This window comes from Marinobacter sp. (genome assembly GCF_052094685.1).
Classification (GTDB): domain Bacteria; phylum Pseudomonadota; class Gammaproteobacteria; order Pseudomonadales; family Oleiphilaceae; genus Marinobacter.
The window spans coordinates 1-24,152 of the sequence record NZ_JBQDKB010000032.1; the positions used below are offsets into that span (position 1 = coordinate 1).

The 24,152-nt window shown below is 53.2% G+C and carries 27 protein-coding genes and 1 riboswitch; of the genes, 10 read left to right on the forward strand and 17 right to left on the reverse strand.

Annotation, left to right across the window (positions count from 1 at the left end):
- Positions 1-53: 53 nt before the first annotated feature.
- Complete coding sequence (locus ACTH3S_RS08390) at positions 54-290, forward strand: hypothetical protein (RefSeq protein WP_441808564.1); 237 nt, start codon at positions 54-56, stop codon at positions 288-290.
- A 101-nt stretch (positions 291-391) separates the two neighbouring features.
- Here ACTH3S_RS08390 and ACTH3S_RS08395 read toward each other — a convergent pair whose 3' ends face one another.
- On the reverse strand, positions 392-1,276 hold the full coding sequence (locus tag ACTH3S_RS08395; protein ID WP_441808565.1) for a LysR family transcriptional regulator: 885 nt from the start codon (positions 1,274-1,276) through the stop codon (positions 392-394).
- Between the two features lie 93 nt (positions 1,277-1,369).
- Here ACTH3S_RS08395 and ACTH3S_RS08400 point away from each other — a divergent pair, with 93 nt between their 5' ends.
- Positions 1,370-1,870, forward strand: a complete 501-nt coding sequence (locus tag ACTH3S_RS08400; RefSeq protein WP_441808566.1) for a lactoylglutathione lyase family protein — start codon at positions 1,370-1,372, stop codon at positions 1,868-1,870.
- On the opposite strand, the gene ACTH3S_RS08405 is transcribed toward ACTH3S_RS08400, so the two are convergent.
- Positions 1,867-2,553 (reverse strand): haloacid dehalogenase type II, encoded by a 687-nt coding sequence (locus tag ACTH3S_RS08405; RefSeq protein WP_441808567.1) that lies wholly within the window; start codon positions 2,551-2,553, stop codon positions 1,867-1,869. The two genes, ACTH3S_RS08400 and ACTH3S_RS08405, sit on opposite strands and share 4 nt — an antisense overlap.
- A gap of 163 nt (positions 2,554-2,716) precedes the next feature.
- Between ACTH3S_RS08405 and ACTH3S_RS08410 the strand changes: the two genes are divergently transcribed.
- Positions 2,717-3,322 carry a TetR/AcrR family transcriptional regulator gene (locus tag ACTH3S_RS08410; protein ID WP_441808568.1) on the forward strand — a complete coding sequence of 202 codons (606 nt, stop codon included), beginning with the start codon at positions 2,717-2,719 and terminating at the stop codon, positions 3,320-3,322.
- A gap of 78 nt (positions 3,323-3,400) precedes the next feature.
- On the opposite strand, the gene yghU is transcribed toward ACTH3S_RS08410, so the two are convergent.
- The 6 genes from yghU to ACTH3S_RS08440 all read right to left on the reverse strand — a co-directional run bounded on the left by yghU (position 3,401) and on the right by ACTH3S_RS08440 (position 7,858).
- The gene (gene yghU, locus ACTH3S_RS08415; RefSeq protein ID WP_441808569.1) at positions 3,401-4,276 is read right to left on the reverse strand and encodes a glutathione-dependent disulfide-bond oxidoreductase; all 876 of its coding nucleotides are present in this window, start codon (positions 4,274-4,276) and stop codon (positions 3,401-3,403) included.
- A gap of 82 nt (positions 4,277-4,358) precedes the next feature.
- Entirely contained in the window at positions 4,359-4,913 is a 555-nt protein-coding gene (locus ACTH3S_RS08420) for a carboxymuconolactone decarboxylase family protein (protein WP_441808570.1), read from the reverse strand.
- A 177-nt stretch (positions 4,914-5,090) separates the two neighbouring features.
- The gene (locus ACTH3S_RS08425) at positions 5,091-5,411 is read right to left on the reverse strand and encodes a 2OG-Fe(II) oxygenase (protein WP_441808571.1); all 321 of its coding nucleotides are present in this window, start codon (positions 5,409-5,411) and stop codon (positions 5,091-5,093) included.
- A 373-nt stretch (positions 5,412-5,784) separates the two neighbouring features.
- Positions 5,785-6,243 (reverse strand): GNAT family N-acetyltransferase, encoded by a 459-nt coding sequence (locus tag ACTH3S_RS08430; RefSeq protein ID WP_441808572.1) that lies wholly within the window; start codon positions 6,241-6,243, stop codon positions 5,785-5,787.
- 21 nt (positions 6,244-6,264) lie between these two features.
- Entirely contained in the window at positions 6,265-6,861 is a 597-nt protein-coding gene (locus ACTH3S_RS08435) for a DUF938 domain-containing protein (RefSeq protein ID WP_441808573.1), read from the reverse strand.
- 49 nt (positions 6,862-6,910) lie between these two features.
- Positions 6,911-7,858, reverse strand: a complete 948-nt coding sequence (locus ACTH3S_RS08440; RefSeq protein WP_441808574.1) for an AEC family transporter — start codon at positions 7,856-7,858, stop codon at positions 6,911-6,913.
- Between the two features lie 189 nt (positions 7,859-8,047).
- Between ACTH3S_RS08440 and ACTH3S_RS08445 the strand changes: the two genes are divergently transcribed.
- Positions 8,048-8,452 carry a DUF1330 domain-containing protein gene (locus ACTH3S_RS08445; RefSeq protein ID WP_441808575.1) on the forward strand — a complete coding sequence of 135 codons (405 nt, stop codon included), beginning with the start codon at positions 8,048-8,050 and terminating at the stop codon, positions 8,450-8,452.
- A gap of 8 nt (positions 8,453-8,460) precedes the next feature.
- On the opposite strand, the gene ACTH3S_RS08450 is transcribed toward ACTH3S_RS08445, so the two are convergent.
- A complete protein-coding gene (locus ACTH3S_RS08450) occupies positions 8,461-8,811 on the reverse strand; it encodes a branched-chain amino acid transporter permease (RefSeq protein WP_441808576.1) in 351 nt (116 codons plus the stop codon).
- Positions 8,804-9,508, reverse strand: coding sequence for an AzlC family ABC transporter permease (locus ACTH3S_RS08455; protein WP_441808577.1), 705 nt, complete (start codon positions 9,506-9,508; stop codon positions 8,804-8,806). Before ACTH3S_RS08455 ends, ACTH3S_RS08450 begins: the two co-directional genes overlap by 8 nt.
- 118 nt (positions 9,509-9,626) lie before the next feature.
- Between ACTH3S_RS08455 and ACTH3S_RS08460 the strand changes: the two genes are divergently transcribed.
- From ACTH3S_RS08460 to pgsA, 4 genes are all read left to right on the forward strand, one after another.
- Positions 9,627-9,878: a hypothetical protein gene (locus tag ACTH3S_RS08460; protein ID WP_441808578.1), complete on the forward strand. Its 252-nt coding sequence runs from the start codon at positions 9,627-9,629 to the stop codon at positions 9,876-9,878.
- A gap of 99 nt (positions 9,879-9,977) precedes the next feature.
- Complete coding sequence (gene uvrY / locus ACTH3S_RS08465) at positions 9,978-10,637, forward strand: UvrY/SirA/GacA family response regulator transcription factor (RefSeq protein ID WP_441808579.1); 660 nt, start codon at positions 9,978-9,980, stop codon at positions 10,635-10,637.
- Positions 10,621-12,486 carry an excinuclease ABC subunit UvrC gene (uvrC, locus tag ACTH3S_RS08470; RefSeq protein WP_441808580.1) on the forward strand — a complete coding sequence of 622 codons (1,866 nt, stop codon included), beginning with the start codon at positions 10,621-10,623 and terminating at the stop codon, positions 12,484-12,486. The genes uvrY and uvrC overlap by 17 nt, the downstream gene beginning before the upstream one ends.
- A 4-nt stretch (positions 12,487-12,490) precedes the next feature.
- On the forward strand, positions 12,491-13,042 hold the full coding sequence (gene pgsA, locus ACTH3S_RS08475) for a CDP-diacylglycerol--glycerol-3-phosphate 3-phosphatidyltransferase (protein ID WP_441808581.1): 552 nt from the start codon (positions 12,491-12,493) through the stop codon (positions 13,040-13,042).
- Here pgsA and ACTH3S_RS08480 read toward each other — a convergent pair.
- The 7 genes from ACTH3S_RS08480 to thiB are packed head-to-tail and all read right to left on the reverse strand — an operon-like array spanning position 13,039 to position 19,980.
- Positions 13,039-13,665 (reverse strand): ABC-type transport auxiliary lipoprotein family protein, encoded by a 627-nt coding sequence (locus ACTH3S_RS08480; RefSeq protein ID WP_441808582.1) that lies wholly within the window; start codon positions 13,663-13,665, stop codon positions 13,039-13,041. The two genes, pgsA and ACTH3S_RS08480, sit on opposite strands and share 4 nt — an antisense overlap.
- Positions 13,662-14,600, reverse strand: coding sequence for an MlaD family protein (locus tag ACTH3S_RS08485; protein ID WP_441808583.1), 939 nt, complete (start codon positions 14,598-14,600; stop codon positions 13,662-13,664). The genes ACTH3S_RS08480 and ACTH3S_RS08485 overlap by 4 nt, the downstream gene beginning before the upstream one ends.
- Before the next feature lie 6 nt (positions 14,601-14,606).
- Entirely contained in the window at positions 14,607-15,434 is an 828-nt protein-coding gene (locus ACTH3S_RS08490) for an ABC transporter ATP-binding protein (protein ID WP_441808584.1), read from the reverse strand.
- Positions 15,435-15,437: 3 nt separating this feature from the next.
- The gene (locus tag ACTH3S_RS08495; RefSeq protein ID WP_441808600.1) at positions 15,438-16,604 is read right to left on the reverse strand and encodes an MlaE family lipid ABC transporter permease subunit; all 1,167 of its coding nucleotides are present in this window, start codon (positions 16,602-16,604) and stop codon (positions 15,438-15,440) included.
- Positions 16,605-16,661: 57 nt separating this feature from the next.
- Positions 16,662-17,276 (reverse strand): thiamine ABC transporter ATP-binding protein, encoded by a 615-nt coding sequence (locus tag ACTH3S_RS08500; protein ID WP_441808585.1) that lies wholly within the window; start codon positions 17,274-17,276, stop codon positions 16,662-16,664.
- Positions 17,269-18,963 (reverse strand): thiamine/thiamine pyrophosphate ABC transporter permease, encoded by a 1,695-nt coding sequence (thiP, locus tag ACTH3S_RS08505; RefSeq protein WP_441808586.1) that lies wholly within the window; start codon positions 18,961-18,963, stop codon positions 17,269-17,271. Before thiP ends, ACTH3S_RS08500 begins: the two co-directional genes overlap by 8 nt.
- A gap of 12 nt (positions 18,964-18,975) precedes the next feature.
- Positions 18,976-19,980, reverse strand: coding sequence for a thiamine ABC transporter substrate binding subunit (thiB, locus tag ACTH3S_RS08510; protein ID WP_441808587.1), 1,005 nt, complete (start codon positions 19,978-19,980; stop codon positions 18,976-18,978).
- A gap of 72 nt (positions 19,981-20,052) precedes the next feature.
- Positions 20,053-20,150: riboswitch (TPP riboswitch) on the reverse strand.
- 128 nt (positions 20,151-20,278) lie between these two features.
- Here thiB and ACTH3S_RS08515 point away from each other — a divergent pair.
- Positions 20,279-21,412, forward strand: a complete 1,134-nt coding sequence (locus ACTH3S_RS08515; protein ID WP_441808588.1) for a metallophosphoesterase family protein — start codon at positions 20,279-20,281, stop codon at positions 21,410-21,412.
- Entirely contained in the window at positions 21,409-24,051 is a 2,643-nt protein-coding gene (locus ACTH3S_RS08520; protein WP_441808589.1) for an AAA family ATPase, read from the forward strand. The genes ACTH3S_RS08515 and ACTH3S_RS08520 overlap by 4 nt, the downstream gene beginning before the upstream one ends.
- Positions 24,052-24,152 lie beyond the last annotated feature (101 nt).

The window sequence follows — 24,152 nt, forward strand, 5'->3', positions numbered from 1 at the left end:
GAACAAGATCACTTTAAACGCTGTCTGTCAGGTGCAAGTCCGACAGGTTGCTAGTGGCGCTCAAACGCACCTTTGATGACCTAAGCCACTTCACCAATGAGGTAGATGAGGCTATTCACGTTCAACGTGATGAGATTGGCCGTGTGGGACGGCGTGCGGATGCGCTGGGAGAAAGCTCACAAGGGCTGGATCAGCATATTGGCAACACGAAAACGGTGAGCGAGCAGTTGCGTGAGCAGTCAGAATCGTTAAGAGCCTTGATTGCGCGTTTCCAGATCCAAGGGGCATAAAGCAGAATGACAAGTAATGACCAGGCGCGAGAGTTTCAACGAATTATCGCCTGCCAGAAAGGCCCGGTTCTTGGCTATATCCCACTACTCGCTCCGAATGCTTAGCTCGGCGAAGCCTGGAAAATCCCGCTAGCTTCAGCAATGACTGTGTTCATCCTATTCGGCAAGCGCCTTTCGCGCCGAACCGCAAGATAAAGGAGCTCACTAACTGGAACAGGAAGTTGGTGGATTCTGACAAGCTGTGGCTTCTGGAAGGCATCCACGGCATGGGCCGGTAATACTGTAAAGCCCAATCCCATGCTCACTGGTTCCAGAATCAATCCAATCTGATTCGAGAATCCCTTCCTTTTAAAAAGATTGCTGTGCTGGAACTCGGGATAGTTGGCGCCGAGCAGCATACCGGCGTGATGGGCGCCATCAGGGTGATCTATAAATCCAAGCCCTGATAAAGCTTCCCAGCTTGGTTCAACAACATCCGCAGGCGTAACCAGCAGTAGCGATTCTTTGGCTATGGGTTGGCAGTTCACTTCCTCCAGAGTCGAAGCATGGGTCATAAACCCGATATCAATCTTGTAATTCGAGATAGCTTGCTCAATGTCTATGTTGGGAGCAAATCGGTAGTCGATAACAAAACCCGGGTGTTGACGCTGCAATTCCAGAAGGTGGGGGTACAGCTTTAGGCCAACGCTCCCGGGAGACATGATTCGAACCAGCCCCTCATACGCGGGGTCATCGGCTACTCTCTGCTCCAGGCTCGATAGAGCCTGGATGATCGTGCGACCTTCAACGTAAAGGCGTTCGCCCGCGTCCGTGAGTGAGAAATGCTTGCCCTCCCGAACTAGCAAGGCGATTCCCAGCTGATCTTCCAGTTTTCGTATGTGCTGGCTAACCCCCGATTGCGTCATGTACAGGCGCTCGGCTGTGCGAGTGAAGTGGCCTATTTCAACGAGAGTGCAGAAACTGCGCAACCATGTGATATTGGTCATTACAAAAAATACTCATAACTATGACGAATGATAATTTTACGTAATCGTCGTGTGTTTGTAACCTGATTCAACGTTAAAACAGGAGCGCAGGATATGAGTAACGTTTATCCCAGAAACTTTTCGCACATTGGCATTTCGGTTCCGAACCTGGAAGAAGCAGTGAAGTTCTACACTGAGGTTATGGGCTGGTATCTGATTATGGAACCAACCGAAATCGGTGAGGATGACAGTGCCATTGGTGAAATGTGCACGGAGGTATTTGGAGAAGGTTGGGGAAGTTTCCGTATTGCCCATATGTCTACCGGCGATCGGATTGGCGTAGAGATGTTCCAGTTCAAAAACCAGACTAATCCGGAAGATAACTTTGAATACTGGAAAACGGGCATCTTCCATTTCTGCGTACAAGATCCGAACCTTGAAGAGCTGGCCGACCGCATTGTCGCGGCCGGTGGCAAGAAGCGGATGGAGAAGCCGCGTTATTATTATCCCGGTGAGAAGCCTTACCGCATGATCTATATGGAAGACCCATTTGGAAACATTGTTGAGATCTACAGCCACAGCTACGAGCTGATTTACAGCGAGGGAGCCTATTAAGAGCCGATAATCTGATCGGCGAGAACGGCCAGGTCTGATGCGATAAAGTCAGGACGTGGCACGCCCGAGGCGGGCAGGGTGGTGTTGTGGGGCCTCATGACAAGAGCTCCACGGCAGCCTGCCGCCTGGGCACCTATGGTATCCCACAAGTGACAGGCAACGAGGCAAAGGTCTGACGTCTCGACGGCCAGCTCATCGGCAACCAAACGATATGTTTCGGGCGCTGGTTTGAACTTTTTGACCGATTCAACGCTGAAGGTTCGCTCGAATAACTGACTTAGCCCCGCCTTTTCCAGTGGAGTAGGCGAAACGCCGCTGGCGGAGTTGGTCAGCGTAACCAGCCGGAAACCAGCTTTGCGCAACCGGGTGAGCGCTGGTTCGACATCAGGGTGCGCCGGCATCTTGCTCATCCGCTCTTTTAGCTCCGCAATATCCGGATCCGTAATATTTACCTGATGAATTTCGGCAACCATCCGCAAGGCCCCCACACCAAGGTCACCGAAGGGCGTATAGAGGCCGGACAAGGTCATTGTCTGTGAGTATAGGACCAACTGTGCGAACCATTCTCTGAAAACCTGCCGATCGCTGAAGACACGCTCGAACAACGGCTCCAGGGTGGTGATATCAAGAAGTGTTTCATTAACGTCGAATACTATAATCGGCGGGCATTTTTTGTGTGGCATGTGGCATCCTCTTCTGACAGCAGCGAATACAGTCTGCCGCCATAACGATGATTTGGTTTTCAACTGTAGCTGGACGTAAGTGATTGCTCAATATAAAATTGAGCAATCACTCAGATTTGTCGCCGCGCTGTATCGCGGCATTGTAAAACATTGGATATGACGTATGGCGCGAGCAACAATCCACAATCGGGAAGACTCTCTGGAACGAGCTCTGCAGCTGTTCTGGCAAAAGGGCTTCCATGCTACCTCTCTGAAGGACATCGAAAAGGCCCTCGATATGCGACCGGGTAGTATTTACGCCACCTTTGGCAGCAAGGACGGGCTTTTTCAGGAGTCTCTGGAACGCTACGCCCGCTTGGGGCTGGCTAATTTGGAGCGTACGTTGCACGCCCACGACTCGCCGCTGGCAGGGTTGGCCGCCTATTTGCGCGATCTTGGCGGGCTTTGTGATCAAGAGTTGCCAAGCCGTGCCTGCATGCTAGTCAAAAGCCTTCTGGAGCTTGGGCAAAGGGAGCAAATAGCCTGGCGTAAAGCAGAAGAGTTGTTGGCCGGTATGGAGGCATTCTTTACCGCGCGCTTCATTGCGGCTCAAGAAGCGGGCGAATTAAAGCCCGAGCTTGACCCGGTTCGGCTAGGCCGAAGGTTGCAAGCAGAAGTGATGGGGTTGCGTGCTTTTGCCCAGCGTGATGTTGATAGTGCTGCTGTTCATGCTCTCGCGGAAGATATGGCTCGATCGCTGGAAGCGTTGCGCGTTGACAGTATTTCCTGACGGATTCACTGTTCGCCGCGTTGTCGCCTGCTCCCTTTGCCTAGGCTAGAGGGGCAGGCTTCGCTTGCCGTATTGGCTTTAGGCTGTGCTTTGTGGTGTTAGCTTGTCTTGGGTTTTAAGGTCGAAATCCGAGGCGTCATGGCGCTCGTGTAATTGCTCTGAAGGCTCTCCCCATGTGCGATTTACTATGCGGCCACGTTGAACAGCAGGGCGTTCAAGGATTTCCTGGGCCCAGCGGCGCAAGTTGGTGTAACTTTCGACTTGCAGGAATTCGCCCGCACCATAAGCCTCTCCCAGCACCAAATTGCCATACCACGGCCAAGTAGCTATATCTGCAATGGAGTACTCGTCTCCGCCCAGATAACGATGCTCGGTTAGCTCCCGATCCAGTACGTCCAGTTGGCGCTTTACTTCCATGGTGAAGCGATTGATCGGGTATTCAAACTTTTCAGGCGCGTAAGCGTAGAAGTGGCCAAATCCGCCGCCAAGATAGGGTGCCGAACCTTGCAGCCAGAAAAGCCAGTTCATGACTTCCGTACGTGCGGCCGCGACCTTGGGAAGGAGGTGCCCGAACTTTTCAGCCAGATAGAAGAGAATCGCGCCGCTTTCAAAGACACGACGACCAGTTTCGACATCAAATAGCGCCGGAATCTTCGAGTTTGGATTTACTTCAACGAAACCCGAGGAGAACTGATCACCTTCGCCAATCTTGATCAGGTGAGCGTCGTATTCGGCCCCCGTTACACCCAAAGCCAGTAGCTCTTCCGCCATGATGGTGACTTTCTGGCCGTTGGGTGTACCCATCGAATAGATCTGCAAAGGGTGCTTTCCTAGGGGCAGCGTTGCCTCATGCGTAGAGCCCGAAATGGGCCGGTTAATACTGGCCCATGTTCCGCCGCTCTCGGCGTCCCAGGTCCAGACGCGTGGCGGTTCATATTGATTGGTGTCTGACATGGTATTGGCTCTCGTTCAAAAATTAGACAAAACAGGATCAAGTCAGAGCGGTTACTGCGAACCGCTCTGACTCGCTGTCTGATTAATCAGCTTTATGCCATTCAAATTTTTGGAACGGCTTGTCTACCGGGGTGTTGGCCAGGTGATTGGTATAGTTGCTCATGACCTTCTGAGCTGTGCCAAGAACCACCTCCAGAACCTGGCGCTTGGTGAAACCAGCATTCAGGAACGTTTCTACGGCACTGTCATCAACGTTGCCCCGGCCGCGCACAATAGCGAGCGTAAAGTCACGGAGAACTTCCAGCCGATCTGTAGGCAGGGCTGTTTCGTTACGCAAGGCGTCGGTGATCGCATCATCAACTTTCATCGACTTGGCAATACCAGTATGAGCAGGGACGCAGTAATGGCAAGCATGCTCAACGTTGATAGTTTGCCAAACTACGGTGGTTTCCTCGTCATCAAAGCTGCTGTCGAGGAACAGTTGATGAAGCCGCTGGTAGCCGTCGAGCAGCCCTGGTGCTTCTGCCATAACCGCGTGCAAGCCAGGTATCATACCAAAAGCTTTCTGGGAGTTTTCGAGCAGCGCATGGCTTTCTTGTGGAGCGCTTTCTTTGTCGTGAAGAGTAAAATTAGTCATAGGGTGACTCCTAGCCGTAGGGCGAAAGTGATATAGCTCACATTAACTTAAGGGTTGCTTCTCATTTTGAGTGATCACTCACATTAGTGCGCAATAGTTCCTTAAGTGCGTTCAACAATAATTACTGTAACTAAGTTTGAGTGATCGTTCAATATTAATTTGAGTGCTTGCTCAAGTTCATAAAAGTGTAGCTGAGCCCCACGGCGCGTGCAGTGCGATACTGAGCAGTACGCGCTTGCCACGTTTAATAGTTGAGACGCTGTGATCGTATAGATCGGGTCGGAACAGAATGACACGATTAAACAGGGAGAAGATGGCGCCGTCTGTCTTGAAAATTCCACCTTCTGCAGGTTTTATCACCACAAAGTTTAGTTTGTAGTAACTTCCGTCACCCATAGGGTCATTGTGACGCCTTACGCGATGACCTTCGGGATAAGTGACCAGGTTGACGCTAAGGCGTCGAGTGCTGAGCAAGCTACGGTTGATGACGAGGCCCATAGTGACGTCTCCGAAAACATAAAATAAGAGGTGTTTGATTGGGTTTTGAGTGGTCGCTCAAATATTACGCTTCTTGTTCAGTTATCGCACGTCAGATTCAATCGAGTTACGGGAAAATTAACAGTACCAACGATCACCAAAAAATTGAGAAATGAGGTGATGCAAAGGCAGCGTAGTTCTGGTTATCTGAGTGATCTTGTTTCGTGAAGAGCACTAAGGCAATGCACTCCGTTGGTCGTATCAAAGAAGTCTTCTGGACGACATCACCTTACAGTTGGCCATCGTTGCTCACGCTGTGTGGGTTATGGCGCGTAATCTTTGCCCGGATCGCAGGCGCGCCGGCCACTTGGCGGGCCTAACCTTTGCTGCTTTGTTAGCCGGCCGGCCGCTGTTGAGGGGCTTCCATCAGATAGTGATTTTCCAGTCTCCGAATTTCCAGAAACCCCAGTCGCTCGTACAGCCGCTTGGCGCGCTGGTTTGCATGCAAAACCTGAAGGCGAAGCGGCACGCTTCTTGAGCGGGCATTTGCCAGCAGTTCACGCATAAGTGTCGCTCCTAAACCTTGCCCTTGATAGCCCGGGCAAATCTGGATCTCGTGTAGCCAGTTGCACTCTTCCAGTTGTTCTAAAATTACAACACCGGCTCGATGCCCTCCAATCTGAATAATTTGAGCTGGCCTTGGCTGCTCCCATTTAGAGAAAAACATGTGTCGCTGGAAGGCTTCATCCCAGTTGCCGAATTGGCGAACCACTACATCAAGAAAGGACTCCCGGTTCAGTTCGTAGAGCCAGTCAATTTCGTCTGGTCGCACTTGTCTAAGAGAGTAATTCATTGGATAGGTACCGTGTTCGGATTAAAGCCTTCTCCACACCAGCAGGCGATTATTTGCCGGCATCTGAAAGTCTGCTTCTAGCTCCAGCCCGTTTGCATCGCCGAGGAATTTCAGGTCGTCTATATCCCGAATTCCCATCGCGGGATCTTGTTGCCTTAGATAGGCATCGAACTGCTGGTTGCTGGCACTGGTAAATTGCCTGTTGTAATTGAACGGGCCGTACAAACAGAAGGCGTCGCCTTGTTGTAGTTTAGTTGGCACGCCTCGGAACATGGCCTCAACGTTCGGCCACGACATGATGTGTGCCGTGTTGGCAGAAAACACGCCGTTGATTGGCGGCAGGTTCCAATGGCCGGCACTTACATCTAGGGCAAGTGGTTCGTTAATGTTGTCGAGTTCCGCCTCCGTGATCCAGGGAAGACACAGTTGGTGGTTCTCGGGATGATCACTGGGCTGCCAAGTAAGATGCGGTAAGTTCCGGGCGAAATGAACGGCGTGTTGTCCGGTACCTGTACCGATTTCCAGAACGGTTTTTGAGCTACTGAATACGTCAGCGATTCTTTCGAGAATAACCTGTTTGTTGTTCTCACAGGCTTGGGAGAATGGTTTTGCTTCCATTACAAATGCCCCTGTTTTGCTATCAAACGTACGAGATTTAAAATTGACACTAAATCAGCCCAGCACCTCTGAGGATAAAAACCCCCACGGTAATGGTGACACTCGCCATCAGCGTGGTTATTGCGATGATATTTGCCGCTAGCTTGTCGTTCCCACCCAGCGCCTTAGCCATAACAAAACTGGCGGCCGCCGTCGGGCTCGCAAAGAATAGAAACAGCAAACCGAGTTCGGCACCGGTAAACCCCACCGCCCACGCGGTGCCGGTGCAAAGTGCTGGAAGTACCACCATTTTCATCAGCGCAGAACTGAATGCAGTTGAGCTGTCGGTGCGCAGAGCACTAAACGAAACCGTTGCGCCGATGCACAATAGTGCCAGGGGTAGGGTGAGGGAAGCGAAGTAGTCTCCGCTGGTTAGCACCCATTCTGGTAATCTCAGGTTAAGCCAGGCCACTGGAATAGCTGCGAACACAGAGAGAATCAGTGGATTTCTCAGAATGTCCTGGAGGATGCGCCGCCATTCGGGGGATTGTCCTGGCTGGTACGCCGCGAGCACAATCACCGAAAGTGCGTTGTAAGACAGAATAACCACTCCCAGGAGAATACTGCCCGCCGATAGTCCAAAATCGCCATACAAGTTTGCGGCCAATGCCAAGCCAACAATGCCGCAGTTGCCCCGAAACGATCCTTGAACATACACGCCACGATCTTCGCGGGTAATGCGCCAGCGTGCCCAGGCCCATGCCAGTGCGAAACTAGCCAAGGTGGCAATAAGGTAGAAGGTAAGCAGCCCCGGGTTCAGGGAGGTGCGAAGATCAGCCTTTATGATACTTAGAAAAACCAGAGTTGGCAGTGTGGCTTTGAAAACCAACGCAGAAGCCGTGTGAACGAACGCATCGTCAATCCAGCCCACTTTGCGCAGACCTAGTCCGATAAACACCATGGCAAAAACTGGGAGTGTGGTTTCCAGTGTTTGCTGGAAAAGGTTGATTAGATCCATTCGGAGTGGCCATGGGCTGTGAGTGAAGGTTGTACCTAATGGGCTATGGGCAGTATACGCCGAGGAATGTGTAGCCTGCTACCCGAGCTGGTTAGATCAGATCTGACCGAAAGGTAATGAAATCAATTGCCGTAAGCCTTGATGGGTGAGCTATAGTGATGTGCAACGTATCCGAACAAAAGGGCCAGCATGAACACCGTAAACCCCACGCCGGAGCAGCTGAAGCAGGTTTTGGCAGACACCCCAAAAGATCAGCCGGTGGTGATGCTCAACTTGCTAAGGTTTCGGGACAAGGCAAGCTATGACGACGAGGTTCCCGAGCTGAGCGGGCGTGAAGCTTATCAGCTTTATATGCGGGAAGCGGCTGCCAGCGTTAGCGCCGTGGGCGCCGAGGTTATTTGGTCTGGTCGAAGTGTTGGCTCTCTCATCGCGCCGCCAGACGAGTCTTGGGATCAGGTATTGCTGGTACGTTATCCGTCAATCGGTGCATTTTTGGCAATGATTGAAAGTTCTGAGTACAAAGGCGTGGTGAAACATCGCACGGCTGCTTTAAGTGACTCCAGGCTGGTTGCTAATCTGGAAGCGCAGCGCTGAGGCAACGCTCAGCCAAAAAACCCTGAGCCCAGTACGCCTGTCTGGCGTATCACCATATAGGTCGCGGTGCCTGCGGCGATAGAGAGCAGGGCATTGCGGCGCCATAGGTGAACGATCACCACCAGCGCACCGGCCAGAATGGCATCAAGCCCTGGCACTGTTGCTGACCAATCCCCCGAACGCTGTAAAAAAACCGTTGCCAGTAAGGCCATAACGGCCGCTGGCAGGTAGCGCCCCAGGTGTTTGATAAGAGGGTGCTCGGTATGACGCTCGAAAAACAGGAACGGAATGATTCTGGTTGCAAAAGTCGCAATTGCAGCAACGGCAATGAATGCAACTAGATAGCCTGTTTCAGACATGGCTGTCGCCCTCCGTGTAGGATCTGGCTCGCATGTTCCGGTATTGCAACAAGAGCACGGCAGTCACTATGGCGATGGCGCCAATTAGCTGATGCGTCGGTGGCAATAGCACCATGGCAATACCCGCAGCGGCTGCTCCGGCCCATACTGGAAATGCGTCCCCCAGGGCTTTGAACTGTTCGATCGTCAGTACGATAAACAGAGACACAAGGGCAAACTCAATGCCGGTGCTATCGAATGCCACATTGCGCCCCAGTAGCGCCCCCAGAATGCAGCCAATCACCCAATAGACTTGATTGAATGCGGTGATTCGGAAGTCCACATCCAGCTCGTGTATTGTGTCCTCAGAGCGGGGCCGACTAGTGAGTAGTGAGTAAGTCTCGTCGGTTAGCCCAAAAATCAGGTAAAGCTTGCGCCAGCCCGCGCCCCTAAACTGTCCGAGCAAAGACAGGCCGTAGAAAAGATGGCGAGCGTTGAGCACGAACATAGCAATGAACACCTCAAGCAAACCCGCGTTGGCAGCGAGGAGGCTGACCGCTAGAATTTGGCCGGCACCGGCGTAGATAACCACGCCCATAAGGGGAGCGGCCCACCATGCATAGTCTAGCTGGGTGGTGAACAGAATCCCAAAAGCCATGCCGAGCGGGAGGTAGCCGAACAGAACAGGGAGTGTGAGGCGAAAAACTAAGGCGTTCATTAGCATCCAAACGATTTTGAAACCAAGGATAATAGAGAATCGTCCCGGGTTTTGAAAGTGGGTAAGGGTTCTCCTTAGCAGGCATAGTCCCTAAGATGGAGTCATCACAGGAGATTGTATGAGCGACGAAACCGCACACCAGCCACAACCCGATCCTCGGGAGGAAAAGTTCATTGTAGACAAGGAGCTTCTGTCAGAGGATCAATTGAATGGTTTGGCAGAAGAGTACTGCACCCGCTATCACGGATTGAACGATACCGAAAGCCCTTTAGCCGAGCGGAGCCGTGTATTGACGGCCATTCGCCGGGGCGATCTAGTTGTCTGGTTTGATCCAGTTGATAATACCGCCGGGCTTGGTGTACCCAAGTGATTGGTTAGCCTCACAGAGTATTTCCGTTTGAACCTACCCGGGGACGTTTGTAAACGGTACAATCTCGCTGATTTCTGAAAGTGTTGTGCGAGGTGGATTTTGGTCAGGGTATTGGTTGTAGATGATCATGAGCTGGTTCGTTCCGGGATAACCCGAATGCTCGCGGATGATCCAGATCTTGATGTTATCGGTCAGTCTTCGTCTGGTGAAGGCGCTATAGAGTTTGTACGCAAAAACCGCCCGGATATCGTACTGATGGATATCCGGATGCCAGGTATTGGTGGCCTGGAAGCTACGCGGCGAATCCTGAGGCTAGATGATACCATCCGGGTGATCGTGGTAACCGCGTGCGCCGACGATCCGTATCCCGCTCGGGTTATGCAAAGCGGAGCTACCGCTTACATCACCAAAGGCGCGGATATCCGCGAAATGGTTCGTGCTATTCGTATGGCTCACTCAGGACAGAGGTACATCAGCCCTGAAATTGCCCAAAAAATGGCTCTGAAACAGCTAGGTGGCGATAGGGAGGAAGAGGGCGAGTCATCGCTGTTTGATCGCTTGTCTGAACGCGAGATGCAGATAGCCATGATGGTAGTGGACTGCCAAAAAGTACAGGACATTTCCGATAGGCTCTGCCTTAGCCCAAAAACCGTGAACAGCTACCGTTACCGGATCTTTGAGAAGCTAGAAATTTCCAGTGATGTTGAACTGGCCCTAATGGCTGTGCGGTACGGATTACTTGATGCCCACCAGGTCTGATTCCGCGAGTGAAAGCAGCAGGGAGTTCGACAGTAAACACTTTCTGAAACAGCTGACGGAACGACCCGGCGTTTATCGCATGTACGATGCCGCCGGCTCCGTGTTGTATGTAGGAAAAGCCGGAAACCTGAAAAAACGGGTCAGCAGCTATTTTCGTACGACTGGCCTGGCACCTAAGACTGAAGCGCTGGTCGCAAAAATTGCCTCCATTGAAGTGACCATTACTGGCAGTGAGACAGAAGCGCTCCTGCTTGAGCAGAATTTGATCAAGTCTCTGCGCCCGCCCTATAACATCCTGCTCCGGGATGACAAGTCTTATCCTTATATTTACGTGTCTGCCCACAGCGATTATCCCTCGTTGACTTATAGGCGTGGGCGCACAAAAAAGGGCGGTGGAACCTGGTACGGACCGTTCCCCAGCTCGGGTGCGGTGAAAGAAAGTCTTAATGTATTGCAGAAAGTTTTCCGTATAAGATCTTGTAGTGAAAGCTATTTTAGTAATCGGTCGAGGCCCTGCCTACAGTATCAGATTAACCGCTGCACAGCGCCCTGTGTGGGATATATTTCGCCCGAGGACTACCAGCAGGATATCCGCCACGCGAGCCTTTTTCTGGAAGGCAAAAACCCGATCATCATTCGAAATCTGATGGATGCCATGGAAGAGGCCGCCAAAAAACTCGAATTTGAGAAAGCAGCTGCTTACCGCGATCAGGTTAGTCATCTGCGCCATGTACAGGAGCAGCAATCGGTAGACGGTGAAGGTGGTGATGCCGACGTGGTTGCCATTGCACAGGATGCCGGTGTTGTGTGCATTGTGGTCATCATTGTGCGCGGTGGCAGGGTTCTTGGAACCAAGGACTACTTCCCCCGCTATTCTCTCGAGCAGTCTGAGGGGGAATTGCTGAGTGCCTTTCTCGGTCAGTATTATTTTGGCGGCAACACCCGCCGCGAGATTCCGAGGGATGTGCTGGTGCCGGTTGATGTTGAAGGACAGACCCTCCTTGCTCAGGCGCTTTCCGAGGCCGCAAGCCGTGAGACCCGCATACGAGGAAATGTACGGGGGGAGCGCCGTCGCTGGCTAGAGCTGGCCATGACAAATGCCCGGCAAACCTTGCTTACCCACCTCGCCAGCAAGGAAACCGTGTATCGGCGCTTACTGGCTTTGCGGGACATGTTGGAGCTTGCGGAAACGCCGTCACGGATGGAGTGTTTCGACATCAGTCATAGCCATGGTGAAAATACCGTCGCATCCTGTGTCGTTTTCGATGAGAATGGGCCGCTGAAAAGTGATTACCGGCTATACAACATCGAAGGGGTGAAAGCCGGAGACGATTACGATGCCATGCGACAGGTGTTGACCCGTCGCTATCGCCGTATGGTTGCAGGTGAGGGTAAACGCCCGGACCTTGTATTTATTGATGGTGGTAAAGGACAGTTGAACATTGCTCGGGAAGTATTTGATGAGCTTGGGGTTTCGGATATACCGCTGATTGGCGTGGCCAAGGGCGTTACCCGGCGTGCAGGCATGGAGCAGTTGATTGATGCCATGACCGGCGACGTATTCCGTGTGCCCGCTGACTCGCCGGCGCTGCACCTGATTCAGCACATAAGAGATGAGTCCCACCGCTTTGCTATTACCGGGCACCGTGCAGGACGCGACAAAAAGCGCCGTCAGTCTACTTTAGAAGGGATAGAAGGCGTTGGCCCCAAACGTCGCCGCGAACTCATCCGGTATTTTGGCGGCATTCAGGAATTACGCAAAGCCAGCGTTGATGAAATGACCAAAGTTCAAGGTATCAGTAAATCACTGGCTGAAAACATATACGCAGCACTGCACGATGAGTCATAAAAGTATGAATTTACCCAACCTGCTCACACTCTCCCGCATCATCATGATCCCGGTTTTCGTGGTGGTGTTTTTTCTCCCCGTGCAGTGGAGTTATATGGCGAGTGCGGCGATTTTCGCCGTAGCGGCCGCGACGGACTGGCTAGACGGCTATCTTGCTCGCAAGCTTGATCAGAGTACGCCTTTCGGCGCTTTTCTTGACCCAGTTGCTGACAAGTTGATGGTGGCGGTCGCGCTAGCGTTGCTGATTCAAGAGTATTCCGCACTGCTGCTGACCATACCTGCTACGGTAATTATCGGTCGGGAAATTGTGATATCCGCATTGCGGGAATGGATGGCAGAAATTGGCAGTCGTGCCAGCGTCGCCGTTTCATATATCGGAAAAATAAAAACCACTGCGCAGATGGCTTCTATTGTAGGTTTGCTGGCGTTTCCTCCGGGACAACTTCTATCAGAGATTGCTGTAGGTCTGTTGTATATCGCAGCAGTTTTAACCCTCTGGTCTATGGGGCTTTACCTTAAGGCAGCTTGGCCGGATTTATTCCCCGAAAAGGACTAGTTCGGGGATATTTCGCAAGCGTTTGCCCAGTCGATAACCTCTTTTGCCAGCCTTTCCCCGGCACTGCCGAACGCCTGCACAACCGAATCTATGCTCTTGTCTCCGGCAGGCGTCGACACGATGAAGCTGTCGGAGCAGAGTGTTGCCCGTGAACGGTTGTCGATCAGTTGCCCATAGATAGCAACGGTTACCCGAGTGCTGTCTCCTTGGCTGACCGTGTGAAAGGCTGTAATTTCAGTAGCTAGGCTTAAGTCGGTATTGCCGGGGCCGGTATCGGTAGTGACATCACGGAAGTTTGCTTTTGCTCTGAATGCGCCTACCAGCATATCGCGCAGGATAACGGGCGCGGTATCCCGCCATCGAACACCACCATAAACCTGGAACTCCCACGGCACCGGCTTTGTTAGAATTCTCGTGCTGTTAAAGGGTTCGGAGGCAAAAGGCGTATCCACACGGAGGCTTTGAGGCCGGCTGATTGCACTTTCTTGTAGTCCCAACGGTACCGGGAAATCCATTACTCTTGGCGCTTCCGGGGTCGGAAAAACCGTGCAGGCTGTCATCGTTCCTGAAACCAACAACGCGGCACCCACAGCTCTGAGTGTCTTTGCAGCAGTGCTAATCACTGGGATACCTCTTTGATCGTTGGGCCGCCCCAGATGGTGCCCGTTGGGTCTTCTTCTAGGCGGCGGGTGAACTGGTTGAGGTTTCTGAGGGTGCTACGGAGCTCTCTTAAAGCCGGTGCTAATTCACCCATACCCTGCAGCCCGGAATCCAGGGCACCTTCGTTGTCCCTGGTTAAATCATCAAGTCGAGCGACGGTTTTTTGAACTGTTTGCATGGCTGCGCTCATACTGATCAGTACCGATTTTCCTTCGTTTTGTAATAGGTCGTTGGCGTTATGGGACACGGCAGAAACCTTGTCTGCCGCTTCGGCAGCCCGCTTGCCCGCATCGTCCATACGCTGAAGGAGAGCTGCCAGTTGATCACGATTGCCAAGCAGAGAGTCGCTTGCTTCTCGGGTGTTGTTCAAAATGGCAGTTAGGTTTTCAGTGTTTTCTTCAGAAAAAACATTGTTCGCGTTGGTAAGTAGTCTTTCTGCCTTGGTTAGCAGTGCATCACCGTTAGTCAGAAGGCTTTTAAGCGCGGAGGGTTCGGCTGTAATCAGCGCCGGATCATCTCTGCTGCCTTCCAGTATCGGGCTGTCTTTACTCCCGCCACTGAACTGAACGCTCATGCTGCCGGTAATATTGGCCAGTACCAGTCCGGCGCGAGTGCTCTCCCGCACAGGCACGCTTTGTTCCACGCGCACGAAAACTCGCACGTGGCTTGGATTGTCCGGATCTAGTTGAAGATCAAGTACATCGCCAACCTCAATGCCGGTATAGAGCACTGGATTGCCCTTGGAGAGCCCGCTTACTGCATGATCGAATACTATTTCGTAATAGGCCCACTCACGGTCAGAGGATGATTTGGCCAGCCACAGCGCGAAAAACAACGCTGCCACCACCGTAATCAGCGTAAACAACCCGATGATCACGTGATGTGCTTTCGGTTCCATAGTCTCTTACTCTTGTTGTCGGCTCTGTTCTAGAGCCTGGAATGCGTAGCTGGCGGCCCGCCCACGGGGGCCTTGGAAATAGTGCTGGATCCATGGGTCGTCTGTTGTGGCGACTTTGTCAATCCGGTCTGCAATCAAAACCTTCTTTTGGGAAAGCACCGCGACTCTGTCGCAGGTTGTATACAGTGTATCTAAATCGTGGGTGACCAAAAAAACAGTCAACCCTAATGCGTCCCGGAGAGTAACGATCAGCTTGTCAAAAGCCGCGGCCCCAATCGGGTCGAGGCCAGCGGTTGGTTCGTCCAGGAACAGGATTTCAGGATCCATTGCTAAGGATCGGGCGAGGGCCGCCCGTTTGACCATACCACCAGAGAGTTCCGACGGGTACTTGAGCGCAGAGTCGGCTGGCAAACCTGTCAACGCCAGCTTCATGCGAGATAACTCTTCTGCGTCGGAGCGAGACAGCCTGCAATGCTCAATCAATGGCAGAGAAATGTTTTGCAGCAAGTTTAGTGAAGAAAATAGCGCGCCTCGTTGAAACAGAACGCCAAATCTTTGTTCGGTTTTTGAACGCTCTTTGGTGCTTAAATCATTCAAGTCTTTGCCGAACACTCGGATACGGCCCTCAGAGGGTCTGTTCAGACCGACGATGCTTCTGAGCAACACAGACTTACCTGTACCAGAACCACCCACAACGCCCAGAATCTCCCCCTTGAAAAGATCAAATGCCAAGTCTTTGTGAACGACATGGTTGCCAAATTGGTTGTGAAGATCCCTAACTTCGATCACTGGGCCGGGCTGGCTGTTCGGGTGTTGAACGCTTGAGTTTGTCATGATTTACCAGCCCATCTCCATAAAGAAGAGCGCAGCAACAGCGTCTATAAGAATAACCATAAAAATGGATTGAACCACGCTGGAGGTTGTATGCACGCCCACCGATTGAGCGCTGCCACCTACCTTAAATCCTTCCAGGCAGCCGACTGCTGCAATCAGAAAGGCAAAGATAGGCGCTTTCGACATCCCTACGAGGAAATGTTTGAGGGCGATATCCCGTTCCACAATCGCCATAAACTGGGCCAGCGAAATGTCTAAAGCAATAGCACAGACCATGGCCCCGCCGATTAAACCTGCGAGCATTCCGACAAACGTAAGAATGGGTAGGCTCACCATCATCGCCAGAACCCTCGGAATTACCAGTAGCTCAACCGGGTCTAGCCCCAGTGTGCGGATGGCGTCCAGTTCCTCGTTTACTTTCATGGCACCAATCTGTGCTGTGAAGGCACTGGCAGTGCGGCCTGCAAGTAGAATCGCCGCGAGCAGAACGCCAAACTCACGCAAAAACGAGAAAGCCACTAGATTAACCGTGTAAATGGTAGCACCGAAATCACTGAGCACCGTGGCGCCAAGGAAGGCCACAACGGCACCCACCAGAAATGTGAGTAGCGCGACAATAGGCAGAGCGTTGAGCCCTGTGCTCTGAACGGCGGCTACAAACGGCGTTACACGCCACCGGCTGGGCCTTGGTAAAATCGTGAACAGTGTTGCTAGTATTTGGCCAACAAACCCCGCTAAAAGATACAGCAGGTGCCAGATGGCCTCCATGGTTTGGCCAGTCTCTGTTAGGAACTGCGCAACGGGGCCAAGCCCTTTGGGTTCTGGAGTTGGTTTCTCCTGCATCGCATCCGCCACGGCCTGTAGCAATGCGCTTTGCTCTTGTGGCAAGTTTTTGTTCTGCTTTGCTAGCGTGCTGAGGGTTTCTGACCCTAGCAGGGTAACCAGAAGCGAGGCGCCAGCGGTATCGATCCGCCCGAGTTCTTTTAGGTTAATGAGTTCGGTTTCCCACTGCTGATCTGAGTAGTCTTCGACCTGTTTTTTTAGCGCTTGATAGTCCGCAAGAGTCCAATCGCCCCTGATAGCCAGGGTGTCGTTCTGGCCTGCCGGCCTTCCAGGTTGAAGAGTTCCGGGCTGGGAATTATTTTGATTTTCTGGGGGGCTGGCACTGATGGGCACTGATGGGCACGGGTGTCAGAAGTCCAAAAGTTGGTTGGTTAGTTTACTAGCTTAGAGATTACAGGCGCTATCTGCCAGTATCCGGCGGTCTTCCTTGTCGTGACTGGCCAGTACCATGAGTGTGCCGTTGGCTTTTTGTTCGAGTAACAATTGCCGCAGAATATCCCCAGCATCGCTGTCTAGCCCCGTTAGCGGCTCATCCAGAAGTAACAAAGGTTGCTGGCGAAGAATTGCCCGTAGTAGGGCGACGCGCTGTCGCTGGCCACCAGAGAGATCACCGGGCAGCCGCATACCAAACTCGCCAAGCCCAACCTTTTGTAAGCCGCGTTCAATGGCTTGCCGGTCTTCCTGTGTGAGCTTCAACCCCGGGTGAATGCCCAGGCCAATATTTGTCTCAACACTTAGATGCTCGAACAGGTTGTGCTCTTGAAACACACTGGTCATCGGCCGCTGCCAAGGCGCGTGATTGCGAATACTTTTGCCCTGCCAAAGAATATCGCCAGACTTCGGCTGAAGAAAGCCCGCCAGTAAATTCATTAACGTGGATTTTCCAGACCCACTGGCTCCATGGATGGCGATGCACTGACCAGGCTCCACGCTAAAATGAAAGTTCCAGGGCGTGTTTTGGTCGGGATAGGCGAAAACCACATTTTTTACTTCAAGCATGCTCTGGCTCCGTAACTGTATTTGGCGAATTAGCCGCGTGATTGGATCTGCGAGCTGGAATTCCCAGCCGGTTAAACAAGCTGAACAGTGCGAGTAGAAGCAGAACTAACCACAACCCGGTTGCAGCAGCGGCATCAATTCGGTAGCTGCCCAATTGCTGGTAAAGCAGAACAGGCAGGGTGGGCTGGCCCGGAGTGCCAAACAGGGCGATAACGCCGAAGTCTCCCAGTGACAAACCTGTGCCGTAGGCCATGGCCAGAGCCAGTGGCCGGCGCAACCTTGGCCAATGCAGCCAACGCCACCGGTACCAACCCAGCACGCCAAGTTGGTCGGCCTGCTGGCGGCTTGCTGAATCCAGGCTCCCCATGGGTCCCTTGAGCATTTGCAGCACAAAGGGCAGGGCCATCATGGCGTTGATGAGGGTAACCAATATCAGGCCCTGGCTGGAACTGCCAAGGCTTGGCCTGAACAGCAAGAACAAACCCGTGCCCAGAACCAGGGGCGGCACCATCAAGGTTAGGTAAGCTGCTACACCGGTAAGCCGGGTAACCGCAGGCCAAGAGGTTGTCGTACCACAGGCAAGGATCAGCAAGGCAGCGCTCACTGACATCAACCCTGCAGGCAGGGCGATGGCGAGGCTCCTTAAAGTGGCATCGAGCAATGCCGGGTTTACCGTAAAACTGCCTTCCGGGAAGAAAGCCGAGCCCATGCCGGGCAATCCTCTCAGTAAAATAGCGGCCAACGGCATGATCAAAAAAAGTACGAAGCATCCAAGCACTGCACTATCTGCTAAGCGTGCTTTAAGTGAACTGCCGGCTTTGCTTCGGTGTGAGGCCACTCGCCTGTCTGGAAGCAGCGATGCGGTGAGCCCGTGGCGGGCAGCCATCCACCACAAAGATCCACAAATAACCAGCTGAACCATGGCAAGCAAGGCGGCCTGGCCGGCATCAAATTCAAATCGTAATGACTGATAGATAGCAACTTCTATGGTGGTGGCCGCCGGCCCGCCACCCAGGGTCATCACAATGGCAAAGCTGGTGAAGCACAGGGTGAAAACCAGGGCAGCAAGGCCGGGCATAACAGTTTTTACCGCAGGCCACTCCACTGCCCGCCAATACCACCAACGGCCAAGCCCCAACTGTGCGGCCACTCGCCGCTGGGATGCGGGGGCGCTTTCAATCGCTTGCAATAGAATGCGTGCGGCCAAGGGCGCGTTGAAGAACACATGGGCCAGCACAATGCCGTTAATGCCATACACGTTCCAGGACACGCCCAGCCAGTCATTGGCTAACCCCGTGAACCAGCCCTGGCGCCCGTAAACACTAATTAGGCCAGACACCGCCACAATGGAGGGGAGCACAAGGCTGAGCTCCATTAAGCGAAGCAACACAGAACGACCGGGAAATGAGGGTTGCCTGGCCAGAATTCGGGCAACAGGAACCGCCACAAGCAGACTGAGCACCGCCGACAGAAATGCTTGCCAAGCGGTAAAGGTAATGACCGTGCGTAAGTAACGGTTTTGCCACAATTCACTCCCACTCGGCAGAGATGTTTCCCAAATCAATGCGCCCAGCCCAGCCACTGTCAATACGATCAGCGCGCCAGCAATGGCCAGCCCGGGCCAGAGTTGCCAGGCTGGGCGGCTAAAAGGTGCAGGGTGCCGCTTGGGATTCATCACAGAGGGCATGATGTTATGTGGTTAACGCGTCATGGCATCAAGCCATTCGTTTAGCCATTCACGACGGTTTTCGTTTACGGCTTTCGGGCCAAAATAAAGAGCTTCTGTGGGCTGAATCAGCTGGTCGAACACAGCCGGTAACTCGTCGCCTAAGTCTGTGGCGGGGTACATCACATTCTTCAAAGGAATGTGGCGCTGGAAATCGGCACTTAGCATAAAATCGAGAAACGCCCGGCTCAGTTCCTTTTTATCAGAGGATTTCACCAGCGCCGCAACTTCCACTTGCAGATAGTGACCTTCCTTGAATTCAACAGCCTGGTATCGGTCGGTTTTATCCACCGCCATGTGGTAAGCCGGCGAAGTGCTGTAGGAAAGAATCATCGGCGCCTCTCCATTCATGAACAGCGAGAAATAGCCATCGCTCCAGCTTTTGGTAGTGGTAAGAATTTTACCGCTCAACTGCTGCCATTTTTCCGGAGCCTGATTGCCGTATACGTGGCGCATCCATAACAACAGGCCGAGGCCGGGGGTACTGGTTCTGGGGTCTTGGATAATGATCTTAAGATCATCTGGGGCGGCAATAAGCGCCTCCAGGCTTTCCGGTGGATTGGGCAATTGCTCTGTATCGTAAACAAACGCGAAGTAGCCCCAGTCGTAGGGTACAAACACCGGGTCTTTCCAATCTATAGGCAACTCAAGGGCAGCCAAGTCCGCTTCATGATTGCCCAGCAGGCCGGTCTGTCGTGTTGTCTCCATGGTGGCGGTATCCAGACCCAGAACCAGGTCGGCCTGGGTGCTTTCGCCTTCAAGGCGCAGGCGTTGGAGAATGTCGCCACCGCTGTTGAGCACTACATAGTGAATCTGGCAGTCACAAGTTTGCTCAAAGGCTTCTTTAACGGCTGGCCCCGGGCCCCATTCAGCTGCAAAAGACGGGTGGGTATAGATTGTTAGGGTTGCGGCCTTTTCGGCAATTGCAGGCACAGAGGTGATGGCGAGCAGAAGAAGCGTAAACGCCCGGATAAGCATGGTGGTGTAACCTCAGCAATAAATTGAGAACATCTATTCAGTTAGAGGTAACCATACTGCGGGCCCCACCAGAGTTGATGAGTGCTCAATCCCTTCGCCGGCATAATCCGGATCAGGTTCCGCGGGTATGGTCTCAGCTCGGCATTTGCCCAGCACCCCGTTGAGTTGGGTTGAGTGTAACACGCCGGTTGTGGCAATTCTTTATGGCCGCCGCGCAAGCCTGTATTGTGCGACGAGCTGTTTCGCCTGCTGGCGATAAGCCGCTGGTCGCTAATGATAAAGAGCAAGGAGAAAGCAGGTGCCAAAATTTCTACACACAGCCGACTGGCAAATGGGCCGAACCTACAGCCGGTTCGACACTGAAGACGGTGCAGCACTTGTGGAGGCTCGCTACGACGCCATAGAGCGCTTGGCCGCGTTGGCCACAGAGCACGGGTGCGATGCGGTACTGGTGGCGGGTGACGTGTTTGATGCGCAAACCGTGTCTGATCGCACCATTCGGCGGGTGTTTAACGCCACCCGTGGCTTTAACGGCCCCTGGGTAATGCTTCCCGGCAACCACGATGCAGCGCTGGCGGAGAGTGTGTGGACACGGGCAAGGCGGTTAAACGCCGTTCCGGATAACGTACACCTTGCGCTTGAGTCAGGTATTGTACCCTTGCCCGAGCAGGGTATGGTTGTGCTGGCGGGACCTCTTACACAGCGCCATACCTACGGCGACCTAACTCAGCCATTCGACAGTATAGAAACCGCTCCAAACCTACTGCGCATAGGTCTGGGCCACGGCAGCGTGCAGGGCGTTCTGCCTGATGACATAGATTCAACCAATCCCATTGCCCCCAATCGAACAGAAACTGCAAAACTGGATTACCTGGCCCTGGGTGACTGGCACGGTGTTAAAGAGATTAACCAGCGCACTTGGTATAGCGGCACACATGAGCCGGAGCGCTTCCGAAATAACGACGCCGGCTACGTGCTAATTGTTGATATAGAACAGCCAGGCGCCACCCCAACAGTTACTCGCCATGAAACCGCCCGTTATCAATGGCACCAGTGGCGAGAAAGCTTATCCGTACCGTCTGATCTGGATGAGTTGCTGAACCGAATAAATGAACTGCCCGAAGCCTCGGTTTTAGACCTGAAGCTAGACGGCACTCTTACATTGGCCGGCGATCAAAAGCTGACCGATGCGCTCTCCATCGCTGAAGCAAAGTATCGCAGTGTTACCTGTGATCGCGCTGGGCTGCAGCTGGAACCAACTGAGGATGATATTGCCGCATTGCATGCAGACGGCTACCTCGGGGAAGTGGTTCAAGAGCTACGAGAAGGGCAGCAAGCTGTGAATGCGGATGACGATGCGGAGGTTGCACGGGATGCACTGGCCATTCTGGCCGGCTTGCTCATATCGAACGATACGGAGGTGGCCCAGTGAAGCTACAGCACCTTCGAGTGGAACAGTTCCGACAGTTTAGACATGCCGTTGAACTCGGCAACCTGCAACCCGGTATCAACCTGATTCACGGCCCCAACGAATCCGGCAAAAGCACTCTGGTTCGGGCCATTCGAGCGGCTTTCTTTGAGCGTTATCGGTCAAAGTCGGCGGAAGATCTCGCGCCCTGGGGGGATTCCTCAGCGGCACCCACCGTTCAACTGGTATTTGAACACCGTGGCCAGAACTGGCAATTGGACAAGCGCTTTCTCAAACGACATCGCTGTGACTTGTTGATCGATGGTGAAGGCTTTAGTGGTGAAGAGGCCGAAGAAAAACTTGCTGAACTGCTTGGCTATCAATTCCCCAAGAAAGGCGCGAGCAAAGAAGAGCACTGGGGTATTCCAGGTTTGCTCTGGGTTGAGCAGGGTACTGGGCAGGATATCGAAAAAGCCGTGCAACACGCTGGCGGTCATTTAAAATCTGCATTGAACAATCTGGTGGGTGAAGTAGCCAGTACAGGCGGCGACGAGATTATTCAATCAGTCGAGCAGCAGAGAAAGGAGCTACTGACCGCCACCGGAAAACCACGGGGCGACTACTTAACTCTAGCTAACGACCGGGAAACACTGCAGGAACAGGTGTCTGACCTGAAAGCCCGGGTTGAGCAATATCGGGCACAGGTTGATCGCCTTGGCAGTTTGGCAATCGAGCATGACAAAGCCAATCAGGAGCGGCCTTGGGAAGAAGCCCGGCGTAGCATGCAACTGGCACAAACCAAATACCGCGACGTTGAAGCACTGCAGGAGCAACAGAGCCGTGGCCTCGATTCCCTGAAGCATTTACAGCAGAACCTCACGTTATTGCAGCAAAGCCAAGCTCATTGGCGCAACCAAAGCGAACAGTTGGAGCAGCGCCACCAGAGCCGCCAGAAAGCAAAACAAGAGCTTGAGCGCGAAGAGCTCGCCAGCCCGGAACTGGCAGCCGCCGTTGAAAACGCTCGCGGTCAATACCAGCTCGCCACTGCAGCGGTGAAACAGGCTCATCTCAGAGATAAGCAGGAACGCCTGCAAAAAGACTGTGAGCGGTTAAAAACAGAGCTAGCCAAGCTGCAACAAAACCAGGAAAAGGCCAAGGGCATTCAAACATCGCTAGACAGCGCCCGAAATCAAAAACAGCAAAACCAGATCGACGCGGGTGCGCTACGCCAGTTACAACAAACACAGCGCGAGTTAGACGACGCGAATATTCGCACTCAAACGGTGGCCACTCGCGTAAGCTGGAATCTGAACCCAGATAAAAAATTGGCTCTTAATGGCCTGAGCATTGAGGGGCAGGGCGAAAAGCTTCTTTTGGAACAAGGTGTACTCGACATTCCCGGCGTGGGCAGCCTTGGAATTCAGCCTGGCGGTGATGAGCTAGCAAGCCTTCGCCGCCAGCTTGAGCGGCTGGAGCACTCACTCGTTCAGCAATTGGCCACCCTAAAGGTTGAGTCTGTTGAAGCCGCTGAACAGAAACAGGCCCGGCTGCAGGATGCAGAGGCGCAGATACAACGTTTTGATGAGCTTTTGAAATCCCTGGCCGCCAATGGCATTGAACAGCTGTGCTCAGTGATGGCAGAAGTAGAGGCCGAGTTGCTTGCCCGCACGGCAGAGCTTGAAGCCTTGCCCGTTGCCACTGAAGGAGACAATAAGTCCCTAAGCCATGTGGAAGCCGAGCTGAAGCAAACGGAGCAACGGCTGGCGGATGCAGAATCCCGGCAACGCGACCATGAAACCCAGTTGCTGAAAGCTCGCTATGCCAGTGAGACAGCCCACCGCGAGTGGCAGCGAATGACAGAGGAGCTAAACAGCCCTGAGCGCCAACAGCAGAAAGAAGAGCTTGCCCGGGATATCATCACCGCAGAAAAGCAGCAGCTAGAACTAGAGACGGCGCTAAAAGAGCGGGAAGCGAAAATCAGCGAAGCTCGACCGGAACTCTTAAAGCAGGATATTGAACGATACCAGGCCACCGCGGAGCATCAGGAAAGTGCTCAGCAAAAGCGTGCCGTGGAGCTGAGTGAGATCAAAGCAAGGCTAGAGGCCTGGGGCGCAGAAGGGCTGGAAGAGCAATGCAACGAGAAAATGGCCGAGCTGGAACACGCCCATCGCCGCTACCGTGAACTGGATCGCCGTGCGAAGGCGCTGAACTTGCTGCTGAACCTATTAAAAGAAAAGCGCCAAGCCCTTACGCGCCGGCTGCAGGCTCCGCTGCAGAAACACCTGGATCATTACCTAACTGTACTGTTTCCAGAGGCAAGTCTGGAAGTGGATGAAAACCTAATGCCTGGCAAGTTCAGCCGTGGCAGCGAACTGGGCCAGATGGCGGAACTGAGTTACGGCGCCAGGGAACAAATGGGCCTGATCAGCCGGTTGGCTTACGCCGACTTGTTGCGGGAAGCAGGGCGTCCAACGCTGATCATTTTGGATGACACCTTGGTCCACAGTGATGCACAGCGCTTGGATGGCATGAAGCGCATCCTGTTTGACGCCGCTACCCGGCACCAAATACTGCTATTCACCTGTCACCCTGAAAAATGGCGGGATTTGGGCGTTGAGCCCCGCGATCTAGATGCGCTGAAGTTGCAGAGCGTTACTGGTTAAAATTTGTTCGTAAACTGCCCGTAAAACAAAAACTTAAAAAAGGTATTGACGCAAGAACCGTAATCCGTAGAATACGCATCCGTTGTCGAGGCATTAATTCG

Coding starts and splice junctions, on each gene's coding strand:
- ACTH3S_RS08500 (WP_441808585.1), bottom strand. CDS start 17,276: ATGCTTGAAGTAAAAAATGTGGTTTTCGCCTATCCCGACCAAAACACG.
- thiB (WP_441808587.1), bottom strand. CDS start 19,980: ATGCTTATCCGGGCGTTTACGCTTCTTCTGCTCGCCATCACCTCTGTG.
- uvrC (WP_441808580.1), top strand. CDS start 10,621: ATGCCCACCAGGTCTGATTCCGCGAGTGAAAGCAGCAGGGAGTTCGAC.
- ACTH3S_RS08435 (WP_441808573.1), bottom strand. CDS start 6,861: ATGGAAGCAAAACCATTCTCCCAAGCCTGTGAGAACAACAAACAGGTT.
- ACTH3S_RS08455 (WP_441808577.1), bottom strand. CDS start 9,508: ATGAACGCCTTAGTTTTTCGCCTCACACTCCCTGTTCTGTTCGGCTAC.
- ACTH3S_RS08395 (WP_441808565.1), bottom strand. CDS start 1,276: ATGACCAATATCACATGGTTGCGCAGTTTCTGCACTCTCGTTGAAATA.
- ACTH3S_RS08440 (WP_441808574.1), bottom strand. CDS start 7,858: ATGGATCTAATCAACCTTTTCCAGCAAACACTGGAAACCACACTCCCA.
- ACTH3S_RS08400 (WP_441808566.1), top strand. CDS start 1,370: ATGAGTAACGTTTATCCCAGAAACTTTTCGCACATTGGCATTTCGGTT.
- ACTH3S_RS08490 (WP_441808584.1), bottom strand. CDS start 15,434: ATGACAAACTCAAGCGTTCAACACCCGAACAGCCAGCCCGGCCCAGTG.
- yghU (WP_441808569.1), bottom strand. CDS start 4,276: ATGTCAGACACCAATCAATATGAACCGCCACGCGTCTGGACCTGGGAC.
- pgsA (WP_441808581.1), top strand. CDS start 12,491: ATGAATTTACCCAACCTGCTCACACTCTCCCGCATCATCATGATCCCG.
- ACTH3S_RS08430 (WP_441808572.1), bottom strand. CDS start 6,243: ATGAATTACTCTCTTAGACAAGTGCGACCAGACGAAATTGACTGGCTC.
- ACTH3S_RS08460 (WP_441808578.1), top strand. CDS start 9,627: ATGAGCGACGAAACCGCACACCAGCCACAACCCGATCCTCGGGAGGAA.
- ACTH3S_RS08445 (WP_441808575.1), top strand. CDS start 8,048: ATGAACACCGTAAACCCCACGCCGGAGCAGCTGAAGCAGGTTTTGGCA.
- ACTH3S_RS08405 (WP_441808567.1), bottom strand. CDS start 2,553: ATGCCACACAAAAAATGCCCGCCGATTATAGTATTCGACGTTAATGAA.
- ACTH3S_RS08450 (WP_441808576.1), bottom strand. CDS start 8,811: ATGTCTGAAACAGGCTATCTAGTTGCATTCATTGCCGTTGCTGCAATT.
- ACTH3S_RS08420 (WP_441808570.1), bottom strand. CDS start 4,913: ATGACTAATTTTACTCTTCACGACAAAGAAAGCGCTCCACAAGAAAGC.
- thiP (WP_441808586.1), bottom strand. CDS start 18,963: ATGCCCTCTGTGATGAATCCCAAGCGGCACCCTGCACCTTTTAGCCGC.
- ACTH3S_RS08410 (WP_441808568.1), top strand. CDS start 2,717: ATGGCGCGAGCAACAATCCACAATCGGGAAGACTCTCTGGAACGAGCT.
- ACTH3S_RS08485 (WP_441808583.1), bottom strand. CDS start 14,600: ATGGAACCGAAAGCACATCACGTGATCATCGGGTTGTTTACGCTGATT.
- ACTH3S_RS08425 (WP_441808571.1), bottom strand. CDS start 5,411: ATGGGCCTCGTCATCAACCGTAGCTTGCTCAGCACTCGACGCCTTAGC.